This is a genomic window from Fodinibius roseus, from assembly GCF_900129315.1.
GTDB lineage: Bacteria > Bacteroidota > Rhodothermia > Balneolales > Balneolaceae > Fodinibius > Fodinibius roseus.
In genome coordinates, this window is record NZ_FQUS01000008.1 from 25,506 (window position 1) to 42,092 (window position 16,587).

Consider the following 16,587-nt stretch of genomic DNA (forward strand, 5'->3'; position numbering starts at 1 on the left):
AAATAAATATTTGTTTCAAAGTGCTACTCGCTTATATGATTGTGCCTATTCATCTTATATGCATTCGGGTGATTTTTGGTATCTACTCTTACCGGAACTTCCTGCAGCTGAGTCTTACCCAATATCTGGTCGAGTTTATCCGCAAGATTGCGAAGCAGGCTTTTTAGTATTTCCATAACAATAATTGTTGATTGAATTAACGGATGTCATGTTCTTTTGTAGAACATACGAAGGTATTGCTGAAATAAAGCTTAAACCGGAAAACGTTCTTCCAATTATTTTGGAAGCACACAGAATAGGTTTTGCTTCATCAGGTAGGTTGTAGTCTATGCCAAGTGAGGTGTTCGTACAGGCTGGACCAGTACATGCCAAAAGTAAAGGCAAAAAGATACTCCTCCAGCGGGATACCGGTGATCACCACACCGGACAGCTTCTCAAGCGTCCAGACATGTTCAGCAAATGAAAACGGTTGTGCTTATACCCGCGATCAATGGAAACACCGTAAAGTATGTTTATTTTTAGATCTGTTATACTCACATATTCTATAATTCGAACTTTTTGATTCAAGAATAGTACAGTGACGACAATATTTCGTTCTCCATATCCCTTTTTTGAAGACCCCCGGCAAGGACTTTGGATTACGGCTGGCGTAAGTTTATTTGTGGTCCTTTTCCTGTGGGTATTTAAACCGTTCGGCATTGCCGGTTTTAGCGGGCAATCGCAAAGGGTTCTTATCATCGGTTCCGGGTTGGTCTGCTTTGTAGTACTTGGGATTAATCACTTTTTGTTGCCAGCCATATTTCGGGATACGTTTACAAACGAAGGCTGGACCGTAGGCAAGCACATAGTATGGCTCTGGTGGCAGCTGATCAGCGTGGGGCTGGGAAACTATCTGTTTGCAATAGTTACGGGGTTTTTAGAAACAGGTCTCGTCTCTTTTCTGTTTATTATGTTGATCACCTTTGTCATCGGTTTCTTTCCCATTGCCGTTATCGTGTTAATATCGCATCTGGTTTTATATAAAAGACGATTAAATGTAGCTAACCGGAGTAACCAACGGCTCAAAAACAGAGATGCAAATATTAAAGAGACTCTTTGCTTTAGCTCTGAAACAGGAAATGAAAAAGTAGAATGTGAGGCGGATCATTTTCTCTATGCCGAATCCAGAGATAATTATGCTTATATCTGCTATCTGGAGAACGGAGAAAAGAAGGGAACGATGTTGAGATCTACATTGAAAAAACTGGAAGATCAAATATCTCCATCATGGATTCTTCGCTGCCATCGATCATACATCGTAAACCTGAATAGTATAAAAGCAATCGAGGGAAATGCTCAGGGGTATAAATTAGTACTTAACCACGTGGATGTCATCATTCCTGTATCGCGGTCTCGTCATAAAGAAGTGTTGAAGAAACTGGAAAGTATTTAGGATCTCGAGTCTTTCTTTCTCAGGATAGGTGTTTGTCATTCATCCCAAACCCTTGCCAAACATCCCAATCCACTCCAAATAAGCTGCCTTTCTGTTAGATTAGACTTTGAAACGTTTATTAACCGGCAGTAATCAATATTTATGAAAATTCGAAGAAAACTTGTGGTGATAACCGGTGCTTCCCGAGGAATCGGAAAAGCCGTGGCCTTAAACCTGGCAAAAAAAGGAGCTCGCGTTATTCTTGTTGCCAGAGACAGAGATAAGCTCCGGGAGGCAGCGAATGAAATAATGAATCGCAACGGGGAAGCCCATGCGCTTATTTGTGATGTAGCCGATGGTGAAATGGTCCGTCGAATTTGCCGGGAAATTGTTAAGCTGTATGGTAATCCTGATATACTCATCAACAGTGCCGGTTTTGGCGTTTGGAAACCGTTCATGGATATCACCGAAGAGGAACACCGGCAGATGATGGACGTGAATTACTGGGGAACGTATTACTTCATTAGAGAGCTATTGCCGTCGATGATTGAAAAAAAGAGCGGGAAAATTGTGAATATTTCTTCCGGGTCCGGCAAGTTTGCTTTGCCGGTAACCAGCGGATACAGCGCCTCGAAATTTGCAGTGGTCGGGCTATCTGAGGCACTGCATCGGGAACTATTGGGGACAGGTGTGGGTGTATCATGTCTCAATCCCGGTTCGGTAAAGACCGATTTTTGGAATGAGGAGCGAATCCCCCGGAAATCAATTCCGCCTCTGGTCAAGTATTCGCCTAAACTTTCTCCTAAAGCCGTTACACGCTGGGTCAGTCTGTGTATTTGGCTGCCCATCCCCAGCCTGACCTTTCCGTTCTTCGTAGGCATTCTGGCAAAACTGAATGCTGTCTGGATCAGGCTTGGCGATCTGTTGCTCTGGAAATGGTTCTTCCCGGTTTTGGGAATGTTGCTTCTGATACGTCTATTAACAAAATATATTCTTTAAGGGAGAAACTGATCTATGCTTTATAAATTGATGATTTTCTTGCATATCCTGGGCGTAATTCTGTTTTTTGGCAACCTGATGATTGCGTTCTTTTTGATGATGAGGATACACAAACAAACATCTATCCAAGTTGTAATTCACAATCTAAAACTGGTGAACACAGCCGATAAATGGCTAACAACCATATCCGTTATTCTAATTCTGCTCAGCGGAGTGGCTGCCTCTCTGATGGCCAATATTCCAATATTCGGCACGGGGTGGATTTTGTGGTCGCTGATAGCATTTGGTGTGTCAGGGCTCCTTTTCGTTGTCAGAGTTCTGCCACTGCAGGTACGCATGGAAAAAAAAGCCGAAGAAATTCTAAGCCAGGAATCTATTCCCGATGACCAGCTTTATCGGGATTTAAAAAGTTGGAAAGTATGGGCCGGTCTGGCATCCATAACTGCTTTTTTGGCCATCATTTTAATGGTTTTTAAACCGCCGATCTAAGATAGTTTCTATTCGGCTATAAGTTAATAAACTTTTTCCATTTTGAAGATTTCAGATGGAGAATTTACATTGCAGGAAGTCTGGTCCTAAAAATGAGCTTATAAGTGAATACTCAAACCTTCAGAAATCTATTGCAGCAGCCTTACCCTTGCAAACGCTGTATTCGAAAGAAGTTGATCCTTTGCGTCTCTTTTTCGGCCTTTATCTGGGTGTTTATCTACTATTTTCAGCCTTTTGGCCTGTCTATGATCCCGGATCCAAGGCTGATTCGCATTGCGCTGCTGATGTCGGGTCTATCGTTGTTGGTTTTCGGCGCTAATCTATTTCTTCTGGAACCACGGTTGCCCTCTCTTTTTCAGTTTTCGGAATGGACGGTTGGTGCCCACATGCTCTGGATTTTATGGAATATTGTTTCGGTTTGTGCCGTGTATGTGATAAGCCTTGCTGAACTTGGGATTACCAATTTCAACATGGAGCGAATATTCCTGTTCACGGGCTGGATGTTTTCCATAGCAGCGATTCCGGTCAGCCTGATGGTACTTGCGGACTACCTGATTTTTTATAAAGGGAATTTTTTGGAGCTTACATCACAAGCGCAAGAGTTAGATGCTGTGAATATTAAAGAACATCAAATTCTCATCTCTTCTGAAAATGGGAAAGAAAAGCTGCGGCTTCGGCTCAATGAGCTGCTGTATATAACCGGGGCGGGAAATTATATTGAGGTCTATTACCTGTCTAACGAGGAAGTAAAGAAGACGCTTCTCCGGAGCTCGTTGCAAAAAATTGAGTCTCAATTAAATGCATACCCGGTGGAACGATGCCACCGATCGTTTATCGTGAATTTGATTCAGGTAGTAAAAGTACAAACAGGCAATCAAGGATTTGAGCTACATATAAGAAATATAAAAGAACCTATCCCGGTTTCTCGTAGCTACCGGAGATCTATTCTGGAGGTTGTCGAATACCTGAATCAGGATTATTAATTGCTACTCTTGCATCATTATAAATTTGCAGTCTTTCCTTTCAATAATTCATGCCTCAACAGGTTTTTTTTTAAATATCATTATTGAAACAGATTTTCGAATTCGCATATCAATCTTCAATTCATCCCTTATATCCTGTATTCATACTAAATATTAAATCAAGAGCTGGTCGTTACATATATTTTCTACAGTCTATGAATAATAAGGTATTCTTTTTAAACACTTTTATTCAGTTAAAAATAAGTCACAAGTTTTGGGGAAATACCTTTTCGCGTGTAGTATCTAATAAAGATGGGCATCTATCATATGCGAAAATTTCTTTCTGAATCTTTAGACAAGAACTCGAATCTATTATTCAACGAAAGCAGAAGTGAGTTGCCATATGAATTACAGTATTCATCATTATTTGATTGGATTTTTACTTCTGTTTTTTTCTTTTCAATGCAAAAAGAACGCGACTGGTTCAGGGGAGCAACCAGGGAACGAAATTTATTACGGCGTTCATTTTGAACGAGGCACCGGTGTGGGAGATGATGAAAATTATATCGAGGCAGGATTCCCCAAGCCTGCTTTTTGGTCCAATGGAATGAACAAACCATTCCAAACCTTGATGACAAAAACATTGAGGTATATCCCGGAATCTCCATCTACATGCCAAGTTGGCCGCACAGAGATCCACCAGACGGAGGAGATATGCACCTGGCCTCTGAGGGGCTCGATTTTGCTTCTCGTGCCCGGGAGGCTATAGGTAAGCGAACCTGGATTGCCGAATTTAGTATTTTTGCCGACAACCGTACTGATCCCGATACCGGATGGAAGGCTACGGCCCTAAGAGAGCCGTCCGTGATACCGGAGTTTTTTGAGCATTACCGTACGATGCGGAAGAGTGGTAATATTGCGGGAGTAACCTGGTACAACGCTACCTTTTCTTTTGCCGGTGGGCCTATTGATGGCCGTTGGGATGCTTCGCAGACCCACCCCGAGGTACGGCAATGGTGGATTTCTGAGACCACCGAAGAAAATGGGTATATCCTTAGATAGGAGCTAAATACAATGACAAATAAATCAATTATATATTCTTCTATCACTTTGATGATAGTAGCATCTTGTAGTGGTAGCGGTCCCGGAGAAATTCCGCTTAGCTGCCCGGATGCAAATTATCCTGCTTGGGAAAATTCTAAGTTTGTACTTCCCTATCCTGTGGGCGAAGGTTACTCTGTTCTGCGTGGCAACTGTGCCGGCAGTGAGCACGAAGGAGATATTCGATTTAGTTACGATTTCGACATGCCGGTCGGTTCCTCGGTGACGGCGGCACGTTTGGGAGTTGTAAAGGAAGTGGTAGAAGACTTTGAAAATTTTAACGGTGAAGGTAACGGAGTTAACAAAATTGAGATTCAGCACTCAGATAACTCTCGTTCCTCGTACGAAAATTTGGATAAAAGTAGCGCTCTGGTACGCGTCGGCCAGTTTGTAAGAGAGGGAGAGATCATAGCAAAGAGTGGTGCAAGCGGTCTGAACCATGGGGAAACACCTCATCTTCATTTTCATGTCTTGGATGGTATCACCAGAGAAACCCGGCCCGTAACATTTCGCAATACCGAACCTAATCCGGATGGGCTGCTCACCGGTTCTGCATACTTTGCAGAACCGTTCGTACCCGAAGAAGACCCAAGGGAAAATTGTGCGGGAGTGAACTATCCGACCTGGGAAAGCTCACTGTATGTGCTTCCTTATCGGGTCGGAGAAGCCTATTTGATTTTGCAAGGAAATTGTACAGACAGTTCGCATCAGAATGACATTCGATTTGGCTATGACTTTAGAATGCCTATAGGAACGACCATTATCGCTGCAAGATCGGGAAAGGTGGAAGAGGCCGTCGAGGAATTTGAAAACTATAACGGCGGCGGGAATGGGGCTAATATCGTAATTGTCCGGCATGCCGACGGTACACGGGCTCGTTATGGTCATCTGGACCAAAATGGAGTGTTTGTCGAGGTCGGTCAGATCGTTCATCAGGGTGATGTAATTGCGAGAAGCGGAGCCAGCAATCTTACCGAAGGTTTCCAAGAGGCACATTTACACTTTCATGTTCAAAAGGAGACAGGCACAGAAACACTGCCATCTACCTTCCGAAATACAAGCCCAAACCCGAATGGTTTATTGATCGGGGGGCTGTATGAAGCCAAACCGTTCACGCCGGAGGATAAATAGAGATGATATTATTAAGATGGTGCTGTATTCTTTTTGTTTTTTTGGTTTGTTGTGAGCTAAATGAACAACAAGACAAAAATAATCTTTTAAATGCCACCGTAGAAGTTGGATTTGGAGAGTCTGTTTCCCTCAACAGGGATGAGATGAATGTTACTTTTCTGGATGTTATGAGCGACTCCCGTTGTCCGATAGATGTAACCTGCATACATGCCGGGGAAGCTACGATTCTGGTTCAGGTTTTAAAAAAGGATGGAACCCACGGAAAATTTGAACTCGATGTCTTAACTCAAAATACTGCAAATGTCGATTTTGAAGAATACGGATTACATCTTGAAAAACTAATGCCCTGGTCGGTCAGTACCAAGACTATAGAACTCGAAGAATATATTGCTGTCTTCAAAATCAAGAAAACAGCAGATAACTAATCACCAATAATTATAAACGAGGAAAATTCCTATGAAAAACAAAATCATGTTATGTCTGAGCTACTTCTTGCTATCAATTGCAATTGCCTTATTGCCAACTCTAAGTTACTCACAATCAACGAATCACCTCCAGTCCTTTGATCAATTCATAGGAGAGTGGGAACTGGATAACTCACTCCAGGTTTTCGAATGGGGGCCGGGCAAAACATCAGTTATGGCAAAGAGCTATCAAACAGGCAGTGATGGATCCCGAACACTAGTTTCGGAGGGAATGTGGTTTTGGCATCCGGGCAAGCAAGAGATCAAAGGATATGTAACGGCGACCAACATACCGGTGGTTTTCTTTGACTATACCACAACGTTTGAAAATGGTGGTATGGCAAGTGATCTGACAGCCTACGATAAAAATGGAATTAAAAGTGCCTATAGGGAAGTAATGGAAATGCAATCGGACAGCACCTATAAATGGATCCTGATGCAACAAGGCAAAGCTGTCATGGAGGGCGTTTTTATGCGTGAGTAGACTACGCGTTACTATAATTAAACCCATCGCAGCCGCATACCGTTTAGAATTACGGCCATCACCGACAGCTCATGAATCAACATACCGCCCGCCATATGCACCGATCCTGCAAATACACCGGCAAGTAATGCAGCTACCGTTATTAGGGCAATAGCTACATTTTGGTGAATATTCCGCAACGTCAATTTCGATATCTTCAAGGCCTCTGGAATATTCATCAGTTCGTTCGACATTAGTGCAATATCAGCCGTTTCGATGGCCACGTCGGTTCCGGCTGCACCCATGGCCATACCTATATCGGCTGAGGCAAGGGCCGGCGCATCGTTGATGCCGTCCCCGATCATTGCCACTGTATGACCTTTCTCCTGCATTTCAAGGATGATATCGTTTTTGTCTTCCGGCAAGAGGCCCGCATACACTTCCGATCCGGTCTGCTTTTCGGCCGGGATCGGCTCTCCGGTAATCGCACTTTCGTCTATCGACGTAGTACCGGATTCCACCATGCCGTCAACCGGTATTTTTGATCCCGGCTTAACCAGCACCTTCATCCCTTCCTGAACCTGCCGGGCCGGAATTTCCTTTCGTTCTCCACCATCTATAACTATTGCAGTTTCCGGGGCCATATTAATCAGTTCTTTCAGGGTATTGCGGGTCTTGCTCATCGTCCGGGCTTCCAGCCAGCCGCCCAGCAGAAACAGAAAAGTAACGGCCGCGGCCTCCCAGAATACGCCGATGAAGATCCCGCCCGTGGCAGCGATGGTCACCAGCAGTTCTATATTAGTATGCCGGTTCCGCAGCCCCTGCCAGGCCCTGCGGGCAATTTCAAATCCGGCCGTCAGTGTTGCCAGCAGCATCAGGACGTTATACAGCCGGGGCAAAGCCCCAAAGAAATTTGCGGCCCACCCGGCTGTGATGAGCAGGCCGCTGACGATCAGTAGTGCTTTCTTCCGTTTTGTTGCATTACGCACTAGTTTTTGAAGTAATTTCATAGTTTTGTGGATTTAAAATGGAGAGATTCGAGCTTCGTATCCTGATTGTCGGACGACCTCGATCAGTTTCTCTTCGGAGGCCCTATCGGGATCGTGTTCTACTTCGATGCGTCCGGTATTAAAATGGACCCTGGCATTGGATACGCCTTCTGTCTGATTCAGGTTCGATTCGATGTTGTTTACGCATGAAGGGCAACTCAGCTCATCGCTTCGCAATATTGTTTTTGTCGTTATCATAATAATTACCTCTTTAAGTTTTAGATGATTAGTTTGCTTATTGCTATTACAGACCTGTCAGGTTTTGAAAGCCCGACAAGTCTGGCGTTATAAAAAACTACTCTCCCACACCGTGGGCCGGCCCCTCCTGTATGTTTTGATACAGGCTGTGCACGTACACGATGTACTTTACATAGGCATCGACCCATGCGCGGCCGGCTTCAACACTGTTATCCTTTTTGCTTTTGGCTTCCGTAGCCTTGGTATAAAGTTCGGAGGTTTTCTGCTTGATTTCATTGGCCAGCATTTCGTTAACAGGGGTCAGTTCACCCGAGATAAGTGCTTTTTCGGCTATCTGAATATCTTTCGAGCTTGGTTGAGCGGGTTTTAGACCGGTGAAGGGCATGCCTTCTGCCTCTCGGTGTAGTCGTACCGTCTCACTCATAAAATAGCGTTCGGCAAGCTCTTGTGATTCATCACCCTTGGTATAAACTTTCAGACTCCGCTCAAATTTAGATTTGAGCTCTTCGGCTTGCTGATCTGTTACCCATATAAGCGCATGGGAGATATCGCCGGTTTCAAGGGCCTTTCGGGCATCTGTTGCGACCGGACCGTTAACCCGATCGCAGTGGGCCTGACTGGTTGACGCAAAGCCAAGCATAAAAACCAACGTGAAAATTGATGTTAATATGGTTTTTATATGTGATTCTAAGTATTTCATAATGAGTACCTTTTGTGTGGTTTGTCTTTTAGATTCAATCAAAAGGTAACAGGCGGGTAACAGCACTAAAATGAGCTGGATCAAGTTAGTGCAAATAAATTTTGTAGAAAGGGAAGGGGACTAAATGAAAGGCAGCTTACGGAAGCAATAAATACACAGGGGAGATCAATCTTCAGCCGAAATACGCAGCAGTTCCGGCTTGTCATTGATCGCAACCCACTGGCGACCGGAAGTAATGAGATCATCCTCTTGGAATTGACTCATAACCCGGCTGGTGGTTTCCGCAGATGTACCGACCATGTCAGCCAGATCTTTGCGTGAAAGCGGGAGCTGAATCAGCAGTCCGCGCTGATGTTTTTCGCCGAACTTGTTGCATAAAGTAACAAGAATATGCGCTATGCGTTTCGTTACCGGCAACGTAGAAAGATGCTGGATTCGTTGTCGTGATTCATTGAGCCGATCGGTCGTAATATCCAATACCGACATAGCAACCGAGGGATACCGGTTCATGACTTCGTTAAATCACTAATCCTGATCGAAAGGATACAAGCCGATGTTTGAGTTTCTGCTGTTTCATTATAGACATCCTTGCTGCCGGCCGTGGGATTTCCGAAAAAAACGCCCGGCTGCAGCATATCCAGCAGCACACCTTCTCCCTCCAGGGTGTGAGCCACCAATTTTACGTTTCCCACGACGACCACCCGAAGCATGGTTGCAGAGTCGCCCTGCCGGTAAATCGTTTCTCCTTTGGAATAGTGATTAGCCGTAAATTTTTTATTTACTTCGCGGAGCTGTTCTTCAGATAAATCTTGAAAAAACGGAACCATCCCCAGCTTCTCCAGGCGCAGATCAATGGTGCAGTGATGCCCTTCCAAGGACGGACTGTGAAGCGGGGTTTCCCTTTTTTTTGACATACGTTAAAAGTGTTTTAATCCGAAATATTAACTTGTTTCCTGCTTTTGAGGCAGCAGCAGATCCTCAAGAAAAAAGGCGGATAGTTCGGATCGTCCCGACAGCCCCGACTTGGGATAGATCGCATTGGTTTGTGCCCGAACAGTTGGGACACTGGTATCTCTGACTTCGGCAATTTCTTTGTTGCTTAATCCTTTCAGCAGCAGAAAGGAAACCTCTTTCTCGGCCTCCGTCAAGCCCCATCGATCCAGCTGGTTTTCGATCTCGATGCTCAGACCCTTTACGTATTTTTCAGACACCTGCTTCCATTTCTGGGCCTCAGCTTGCAAGTCCTTCGAAAACTGTTGCTCTCTGGCCAATGAGTGCTGCAATTTGAAGCGACCTCGAACCAAATAAGAAACGCCTCCCAACGCCATAAATCCCACGGCCGCTTCAATCGAAATATGCCACAGTGCTACTCCTTCAAAATAGTCATTGTAGATATCTATGGATGCCAGCACTGCTATTACAAAAAGGATCACGGCAATGATCCATCGTTCATTGCTATTCATTTTATGATCGCTTAATCGTCATTATTTTCTTCTTCATGGGTTTCTCCTTCATAAGCAGACTCATGTTCATCTTCACCCAGGACCAGCTCTTGTCCAAAGAAATTTAAACTTTGGTTCGTGCTATCGTAGTTGGAATACAAGTAACCCGTCCACATTAATGTAAGGATTAAAAATAGCATTTCGGCCAACCTTTTGCTATTGGTAATACCGGGTTTTTCTGATAGCGGTTTCTTTTTACCATCGAACATGCTCGACCACAGCGAATCCTTGTGTTTAAAATGATGGAATATAATGCCACCGACATGGGCCACTACGGTAATCAGAAATATATTGGCCAACAGTTCGTGAGACTCTTCATAGAAATCGCTCTCTCCACCACTCGTCATCATTACTCCGGTGAAAGCTAATCCCGCAGCGCAAATAAACATGATAACTGCCGCATAGCTGGAGGCCGGATTGTGTCCCAGGTATCTTTTGGTTTTTGCGACGACTGCATCTTTTAAATATCTGATGAGTTCACCCGGGTTCAGCTTAAATGATGAAAAACGGGCATAGGTCGTCCCAATAAATCCCCAAACAATTCTCAGAACCAGCATAAATCCGATTGTCAGTCCCGCCATCATGTGAAGGGTAAAGAGCGGATTTTCGTCGTCTACTGTTTCGACAATGATATAAGCACCCAAAAAGAGGAAGGCGAAAAGCCAGTGGAAAATTCGCGTCGGCCAATCATAAACGGTTGTCTTATTATGCTCTTTCATAGCTGCGGTCCATAAGGTGATGGTTGATTTCTGCCTCAATATTCTGAATTCACCTTACTTGCGCATCAAACAAATGATGTATAAAACCGCTCTTAATCACCATTTTTAATCTTAGATCGAATATGCTTGAGCATAAAGACCAATTTTCAGCAGGTTTAATTTATTAATTTATTTTCAGTCTATTCCGGCCGATCTTTTTTGCTTATGCCAACATTATATATTGCCGCTATTAATGCTCCCACCAGCCAACCGAGAATAAATGTTTGTATGATGCCAAACAGTACATCCAATGGCGGGACACTCATACGAATTATGGGTTCTACATCCAGTCCGTGCAAAAGGCTGTTAAAGAAGAAAATAGTCCCTTCTCTTCCCACCGAAACCATCAGGATAATACAACCGATATATAGAACAGCGCCGGTAGCGCCAACAGCCAGTCCCATTTTTTTGATGTTTAGCGTTCTCATGAGTACCTCCGAATTTTAATGTTGGTGATCTTGATGTTTGGATCCTTTTCGGTGGTGACCAATCATCAGGATATGGCAGGCAAACATCGCTGCGATAAACAGAAAGATGGATACGTTACTGCTCAGCCCCAGCATTGGGGCGAAAAACAGAAGCAGAAGTGGAACACCACATCCAATAATCATCCAAAGGGTATGCTTACTCATTTTATGTGATATGGTTAGTTGTCGGTAAGTGAGCTTTTGAGCCTGTTGAACTCTTCTTTTGATATTTCACCGGTTTGAAATCGTCTACGGTGAACTTCGACAACTGCATTTCTGATTTCAAGCCGGTGCTTGCCGCGCATGGCAAGATACCAGATCAGAAGAAAGACCCCGGCTAATAAAATCCATAATACCGGGGCCCAATGCGTATTTAGAGCGTTTAGCCAGTCCATGATCAGTTGTGATGTTGCTCGTGGCTGTTGCCTTTCATGCCGTCTTTTTTGTTCATCATTCCCTGGCCATCCATCATGTTACCCTGCATCATCTGCATGCACATCATATGCATTTTCATCATGGAGGAGTCACCCATCATCTCCATCATGTTGGAGTGATCCATTTTATTGCCGTCCATCATGGACTGCATCATCTTCATGTGGGCTTGCATGCGTTCTTTCATTTCAGGGTTATCCATCATTTTCTGCATATTACCCATCATCATGGTACTGTCCATGTTCATGTTTTGCATCATGGACTGCATCATCTGCTTGCGCAATTCGGGATTCTGTGCCATATGCTCCATCATCATAGACTGCATGGTCGAATCCTGCATCATTTCCATCATTTGTTGTTTCTTCTTGGTCATATCTCCTTGCTTTTGCTGGGCAAGGCCCATACCTGCTAAGAGAAGAACAAGTGATAGTGTGAGGGTTAAGCGTTTCATAGTTGTCACCTTGGTTTTATAATTGTTTTAGTAATTGGATTCCACGTATGGAATCCTTTATTACAGATTGTTGATTACTTTTTTAAGATTGGTTCGCACCTGTTCGGCAATGGGCTGCAGTTTGTCATTAGAAACCGCCTGCATAGACGCTACCGGATTTACGGCAGAGACTTCTGCCGTGCCATCCTCATTTTCTTCCACAATGACATTGCAGGGCAGCATCACGCCGATTTTATCTTCGGCCTGCAGAGCCTGGTGAGCGAAGTTGGGATTACAAGCTCCGAGGATTTTGTACTTTTTAAAATCCACATCCAGTTTCTTTTTTAACGTGTCTTTAACGTCGATTTCCGTTAGCACGCCAAATCCCTCTTCTTTAAGAAGTTCGGTAACTTTTTCGATGGCCTGATCATAGGAGAGATCGACTTTCTGTGAAGTGAAATATTCCATAGTGTTTTGATTTTAAAGATTCAATTGGTTTGTGTGTTCTATTGTAACATACAACAACCTCCCTTAAAGCAACCTTAAAGTGTAGAGCTTAATTAATTGAGTATATCAGCCCCCTGTTTCCCATCTCGTATCCGTATGGGTTGCTCAATGGGTGATACAAATACAATTCCGTCACCAGATCGACCGGTGCGGCCATGTTTTTTAATGATCTCAACTATTGAACTTACATCCTCCTCCTTAGCTGCAATTTCAATCTTTACGATGTGGGTATGCATAGCCGGAAAATTTAAGGATCCGTGTTGATCATCAGGATCACTGTACCGGCCGGTACCTTCGCCCTCGAAGACGGTCATGCAGCAATGCCCTTCTTTGCGTAGCGTACTATAAATATCTTCAAGGAGCATGGGTCGGATATAAGCTTTAACAAGTTTCATAACAACCTCGCTTTTAACGTTCAATTTTTAAGAACCGGGCATTGATGGCCACGATCACCGTACTGAGCGACATTAGCACAGCGCCAAGGGCGGGGCTCAGAATAATGCCATACGTGTATAAAACCCCTGCGGCCAATGGTATCGCAAAGGCGTTGTATCCCGTAGCCCACCACAAGTTCTGCACCATTTTTTTGTAGGTCGCTTTCGCAAGCGCAATTAGTGAAGCTACATCCTTGGGATTACTTTGGGTGAGGATGATATCGCCGGTTTCCACGGCCACATCCGAGCCGGCCCCGATGGCGATACCCACATCGGCCTGCGCAAGGGCAGGAGCATCGTTTACCCCGTCGCCGGTCATGGCTACTTTCAGTCCGCGTGCTTGTACTTCCTTGACTTTTGCCGCTTTTTCTTCGGGCAGCACTTCGGCAAAAAAGTCGTCCAGCCCGAGTTCTTTGGCTACGTAGGCGGCTGTTTGCCGGTTGTCGCCGGTCAGCATGATGCACTGAATACCCATGTCATGCAGGCTTTGAATGGCCTTCTTTGAATCTTCCCTAATGCTGTCACCCAGGGCAATGGCGCCCTGCAGCTGATCATCAACCAGAACAAACACCACGGTTTTGCCCTGACCGGAAAGCTGTTCGTATTGGTCGCCAGGCAAATCGATATTGTTTTCACGCAGATAGCCCGGACTCACTACTTTAACCTGCTTGCCACCTACTTTCCCTTCGATGCCCTTACCGGTAATGGAGTTGAACTCCTCTACTTTCATCAACCCGTCAGTGGCTTTTACGATGCCCCGGGCAATCGGATGTTCAGAGTTTTGTTCCAGCGAACCGGCCAGTTTCAGGAGTTGCTCTTTATCGTTGAAACCGTTGAACGTAAGAACATCAGTTACTCCAAACTCACCATGGGTAAGTGTTCCCGTTTTATCGAAGATTATGGCTCCGAGATTGCGGGCTTCTTCGAAGGCGGTGCGGTTACGGATAAGGAATCCATTTTGGGCGGCCAGGCTGGTGGAAACAGCCACGACCAGCGGGACAGCCAGTCCCAGCGCATGCGGACAGGCAATGACCATCACCGTAACGGTTCGCTCCAGGGCAAATACAAAATCTTCGGTGGTAAAGAAGGTCCACGCAAAAAAGGTAAGCGCACCGGCACCTAAAGCAATGATTGTCAGCCAAAATGCTGCGCGATTGGCCAGGTCCTGAGTACGTGATTTACTTTCTTGTGCCTGCCGTACAAGATCAATGACCTGGGAGAGAAAGGAGTCTTCACCCGTCCGATTTACTTCTATAGTAAGAGATCCTTCTCCATTTATGGATCCCCCGATCACTTCATCGCCCTGCTTTTTAGACACCGGCTTGGATTCGCCGGTCATTAAGGATTCGTTGACCGAACTCTTTCCATCAACTACTAAACCATCTGCTGGAATTTTTTCACCGGGTTTTACCAATACTTTAAATCCCTTTTGAAGTTCTTCAAGGGGAACATCTCGCGTGGATCCGTCATCTTGTACGACATGCGCTTCCGACGGCATCAGTTTGGCCAGCTCTTCGAGTGCCCGGGAGGCGCTCATCACGGATTTCATCTCGATATAATGGCCGATCAGCATAATATCAACCAGGGTAGCCAGCTCCCAGAAGAAAACCTGTCCTTCTACCGCAAATACTACCAGGGTACTATACACGTAAGCCGCGGTGATAGCGATGCCGATCAAAGTCATCATCCCGGGCTGGCGATCTTTCAGCTCATCATAGAGCCCCTTTAGAAAAGGCCAACCACCGTAAAAGAAGACGATGCTGGAGAGTACAAAAGAGATATAAATATCGCCAGTAAACCGAAGGGCGTCTGCCAGCCCAAGGAACTCCTGAATCATGGGAGACAGTACCAGGATGGGCACCGTCAGTGCAATAGAAATCCAAAATCGCTTCAGGAAATCTTCGGCCATGTGGGCATGGTGCTTGGCATGCCCGCCGGAATGCTTGTGTTCTTCGTGGTCGTTATCTTTGTGATTGTGATGATGTTGGTGCTCGTTTTGATGACTGTGTGTGTGTTCAGAGTGTTTGTGGGAATGTTCCATAATACCATCATTAAACTATTTTTTCTGGTTACCAAAATAACCGCAGCTTTGGCTTTCAGGTATTATAGGGAATTGAGGCTTAAATTAAGCTTAAAAATGGGAAGGCATTAGGAGATAGGATATAATTCTATTGCAGATGTTAAAAATCTATACACTACATTTAAGTGGGGGAGCCCTTACACATTGCAAAACATATTCTGGATGAACTTTGTTATATTCTCGCACAATTTTTCTGGTTTAGGTAGTATTTTATGTACGAAAAGAGCTCATTCGAATTTATGTTTTAAAGGTAATAAAACGAGAAAAAAATGTTACCCATTTCTTATCAGAATAAATAAGCCCTTGCAAGTCAATGACTTACAAGGGCTCGTGTACCGCGTACGGGATTCGAACCCGTGTTACCGCCGTGAAAGGGCGGCGTCCTAAACCCCTAGACGAACGCGGCAAAAATCCGGTTATTTGTTGTTATTGTACCTGCAGGGAGCGCCGGTAGATTAAGAAAGTAACGGTCTCGCTAAGCTAATAACCAATAACTGTAACGAACAACTAAAAAGTGGGGAGCCTGATGGGATTTGAACCCACGGCCTCCAGGGCCACAACCTGGCGCTCTAACCAACTGAGCTACAGGCTCCGTATTGAAATATGAATAAAATAAGCACTGTATTGTTGTGGTGGGTAACTTGAAATTCAACAGCCACCATTCAACATGTATGTAGTACCGCGTACGGGATTCGAACCCGTGTTACCGCCGTGAAAGGGCGGCGTCCTAAACCCCTAGACGAACGCGGCAGTTGGTTTCAGTTATTTGTTGACCCGGTTATGGGTACAACATTGAAAATCCAGCACGATTATTTTGGCTGTGTTTCCCGATACCGGTACCAATAATTTTTCCCCGGCAACAATAAATAAAACTGAGGCGACAGGCGGATTCGAACCGCCGTAGGAGGTTTTGCAGACCTCTGCCTAACCACTCGGCCATGTCGCCTTTGAATATGTAATTATAAACTTTGAGTTGAATTATGATTTGTGAATCAACTCAAATCAAAATT

General features: G+C 44.7%; 23 protein-coding genes, 4 tRNA genes and 1 pseudogene. 8 read left to right on the plus strand and 20 right to left on the minus strand.

Annotated elements, in window-relative coordinates:
• Positions 1-23 precede the first annotated feature (23 nt).
• Both BUB16_RS21460 and BUB16_RS22190 read right to left on the minus strand, forming a co-directional pair.
• Positions 24-176 (minus strand): hypothetical protein, encoded by a 153-nt coding sequence (locus BUB16_RS21460; RefSeq protein WP_170864338.1) that lies wholly within the window; start codon positions 174-176, stop codon positions 24-26.
• Positions 177-310: 134 nt separating this feature from the next.
• Positions 311-436, minus strand: a pseudogene (locus tag BUB16_RS22190) (lycopene cyclase domain-containing protein); the annotation flags it as partial.
• Positions 437-577: 141 nt separating this feature from the next.
• Between BUB16_RS22190 and BUB16_RS08805 the strand changes: the two are divergent.
• The 8 genes from BUB16_RS08805 to BUB16_RS08845 all read left to right on the plus strand — a co-directional run bounded on the left by BUB16_RS08805 (position 578) and on the right by BUB16_RS08845 (position 7,041).
• On the plus strand, positions 578-1,432 hold the full coding sequence (locus BUB16_RS08805) for a LytR/AlgR family response regulator transcription factor (RefSeq protein ID WP_073062492.1): 855 nt from the start codon (positions 578-580) through the stop codon (positions 1,430-1,432).
• A 141-nt stretch (positions 1,433-1,573) separates the two neighbouring features.
• Positions 1,574-2,410: an SDR family NAD(P)-dependent oxidoreductase gene (locus tag BUB16_RS08810; protein WP_073062496.1), complete on the plus strand. Its 837-nt coding sequence runs from the start codon at positions 1,574-1,576 to the stop codon at positions 2,408-2,410.
• Positions 2,411-2,449: 39 nt separating this feature from the next.
• Positions 2,450-2,899 (plus strand): DUF2269 family protein, encoded by a 450-nt coding sequence (locus BUB16_RS08815; RefSeq protein WP_211483136.1) that lies wholly within the window; start codon positions 2,450-2,452, stop codon positions 2,897-2,899.
• A 104-nt stretch (positions 2,900-3,003) separates the two neighbouring features.
• Positions 3,004-3,882 carry a LytR/AlgR family response regulator transcription factor gene (locus BUB16_RS08820; RefSeq protein WP_139240249.1) on the plus strand — a complete coding sequence of 293 codons (879 nt, stop codon included), beginning with the start codon at positions 3,004-3,006 and terminating at the stop codon, positions 3,880-3,882.
• Positions 3,883-4,533: 651 nt separating this feature from the next.
• Positions 4,534-4,923 carry a hypothetical protein gene (locus BUB16_RS08830; RefSeq protein WP_139240250.1) on the plus strand — a complete coding sequence of 130 codons (390 nt, stop codon included), beginning with the start codon at positions 4,534-4,536 and terminating at the stop codon, positions 4,921-4,923.
• Positions 4,924-4,935: 12 nt separating this feature from the next.
• Positions 4,936-6,093 (plus strand): M23 family metallopeptidase, encoded by a 1,158-nt coding sequence (locus tag BUB16_RS08835; RefSeq protein WP_084088149.1) that lies wholly within the window; start codon positions 4,936-4,938, stop codon positions 6,091-6,093.
• 2 nt (positions 6,094-6,095) lie between these two features.
• Positions 6,096-6,518, plus strand: coding sequence for a hypothetical protein (locus BUB16_RS08840; RefSeq protein WP_073062514.1), 423 nt, complete (start codon positions 6,096-6,098; stop codon positions 6,516-6,518).
• Positions 6,519-6,549: 31 nt separating this feature from the next.
• Positions 6,550-7,041 carry a hypothetical protein gene (locus BUB16_RS08845; protein WP_073062519.1) on the plus strand — a complete coding sequence of 164 codons (492 nt, stop codon included), beginning with the start codon at positions 6,550-6,552 and terminating at the stop codon, positions 7,039-7,041.
• Between the two features lie 17 nt (positions 7,042-7,058).
• Here the strand turns inward: BUB16_RS08845 and BUB16_RS08850 are convergent, their stop codons facing one another.
• From BUB16_RS08850 to BUB16_RS08935, 18 genes are all read right to left on the minus strand, one after another.
• Positions 7,059-8,030, minus strand: a complete 972-nt coding sequence (locus BUB16_RS08850) for an HAD-IC family P-type ATPase (protein WP_073062524.1) — start codon at positions 8,028-8,030, stop codon at positions 7,059-7,061.
• 12 nt (positions 8,031-8,042) lie between these two features.
• On the minus strand, positions 8,043-8,267 hold the full coding sequence (locus BUB16_RS08855) for a heavy-metal-associated domain-containing protein (protein ID WP_073062528.1): 225 nt from the start codon (positions 8,265-8,267) through the stop codon (positions 8,043-8,045).
• Positions 8,268-8,364: 97 nt separating this feature from the next.
• A complete protein-coding gene (locus BUB16_RS08860; protein WP_073062531.1) occupies positions 8,365-8,967 on the minus strand; it encodes a DUF6448 family protein in 603 nt (200 codons plus the stop codon).
• Positions 8,968-9,132: 165 nt separating this feature from the next.
• Positions 9,133-9,477 (minus strand): Crp/Fnr family transcriptional regulator, encoded by a 345-nt coding sequence (locus tag BUB16_RS08865; protein WP_073062534.1) that lies wholly within the window; start codon positions 9,475-9,477, stop codon positions 9,133-9,135.
• Complete coding sequence (locus BUB16_RS08870) at positions 9,474-9,881, minus strand: cyclic nucleotide-binding domain-containing protein (protein ID WP_073062537.1); 408 nt, start codon at positions 9,879-9,881, stop codon at positions 9,474-9,476. The genes BUB16_RS08865 and BUB16_RS08870 overlap by 4 nt, the downstream gene beginning before the upstream one ends.
• 27 nt (positions 9,882-9,908) lie before the next feature.
• Positions 9,909-10,430: a helix-turn-helix transcriptional regulator gene (locus tag BUB16_RS08875; protein ID WP_073062540.1), complete on the minus strand. Its 522-nt coding sequence runs from the start codon at positions 10,428-10,430 to the stop codon at positions 9,909-9,911.
• Positions 10,431-10,441: 11 nt separating this feature from the next.
• Positions 10,442-11,188, minus strand: a complete 747-nt coding sequence (locus BUB16_RS08880; protein ID WP_073062544.1) for a cytochrome b/b6 domain-containing protein — start codon at positions 11,186-11,188, stop codon at positions 10,442-10,444.
• A gap of 179 nt (positions 11,189-11,367) precedes the next feature.
• Positions 11,368-11,655, minus strand: coding sequence for a DUF5676 family membrane protein (locus BUB16_RS08885; RefSeq protein WP_073062547.1), 288 nt, complete (start codon positions 11,653-11,655; stop codon positions 11,368-11,370).
• A 15-nt stretch (positions 11,656-11,670) separates the two neighbouring features.
• Entirely contained in the window at positions 11,671-11,859 is a 189-nt protein-coding gene (locus tag BUB16_RS21195; RefSeq protein WP_139240251.1) for a hypothetical protein, read from the minus strand.
• A gap of 14 nt (positions 11,860-11,873) precedes the next feature.
• Complete coding sequence (locus tag BUB16_RS08895) at positions 11,874-12,089, minus strand: SHOCT domain-containing protein (protein ID WP_073062554.1); 216 nt, start codon at positions 12,087-12,089, stop codon at positions 11,874-11,876.
• A gap of 2 nt (positions 12,090-12,091) precedes the next feature.
• Positions 12,092-12,577 carry a hypothetical protein gene (locus BUB16_RS08900; RefSeq protein WP_073062557.1) on the minus strand — a complete coding sequence of 162 codons (486 nt, stop codon included), beginning with the start codon at positions 12,575-12,577 and terminating at the stop codon, positions 12,092-12,094.
• Between the two features lie 60 nt (positions 12,578-12,637).
• Positions 12,638-13,024, minus strand: a complete 387-nt coding sequence (locus BUB16_RS08905; protein ID WP_073062560.1) for a DUF302 domain-containing protein — start codon at positions 13,022-13,024, stop codon at positions 12,638-12,640.
• A gap of 92 nt (positions 13,025-13,116) precedes the next feature.
• The gene (locus BUB16_RS08910) at positions 13,117-13,458 is read right to left on the minus strand and encodes a P-II family nitrogen regulator (RefSeq protein ID WP_073062563.1); all 342 of its coding nucleotides are present in this window, start codon (positions 13,456-13,458) and stop codon (positions 13,117-13,119) included.
• A gap of 13 nt (positions 13,459-13,471) precedes the next feature.
• Positions 13,472-15,538, minus strand: a complete 2,067-nt coding sequence (locus BUB16_RS08915) for a heavy metal translocating P-type ATPase (RefSeq protein ID WP_073062566.1) — start codon at positions 15,536-15,538, stop codon at positions 13,472-13,474.
• 372 nt (positions 15,539-15,910) lie between these two features.
• Positions 15,911-15,983, minus strand: a tRNA-Glu gene (locus tag BUB16_RS08920).
• Positions 15,984-16,092: 109 nt separating this feature from the next.
• Positions 16,093-16,169: transfer RNA gene (locus BUB16_RS08925), tRNA-His, on the minus strand.
• Positions 16,170-16,254: 85 nt separating this feature from the next.
• A tRNA-Glu gene (locus tag BUB16_RS08930) sits at positions 16,255-16,327 on the minus strand.
• Positions 16,328-16,452: 125 nt separating this feature from the next.
• Positions 16,453-16,523 (minus strand) — tRNA-Cys (locus BUB16_RS08935).
• Positions 16,524-16,587: the final 64 nt, after the last annotated feature.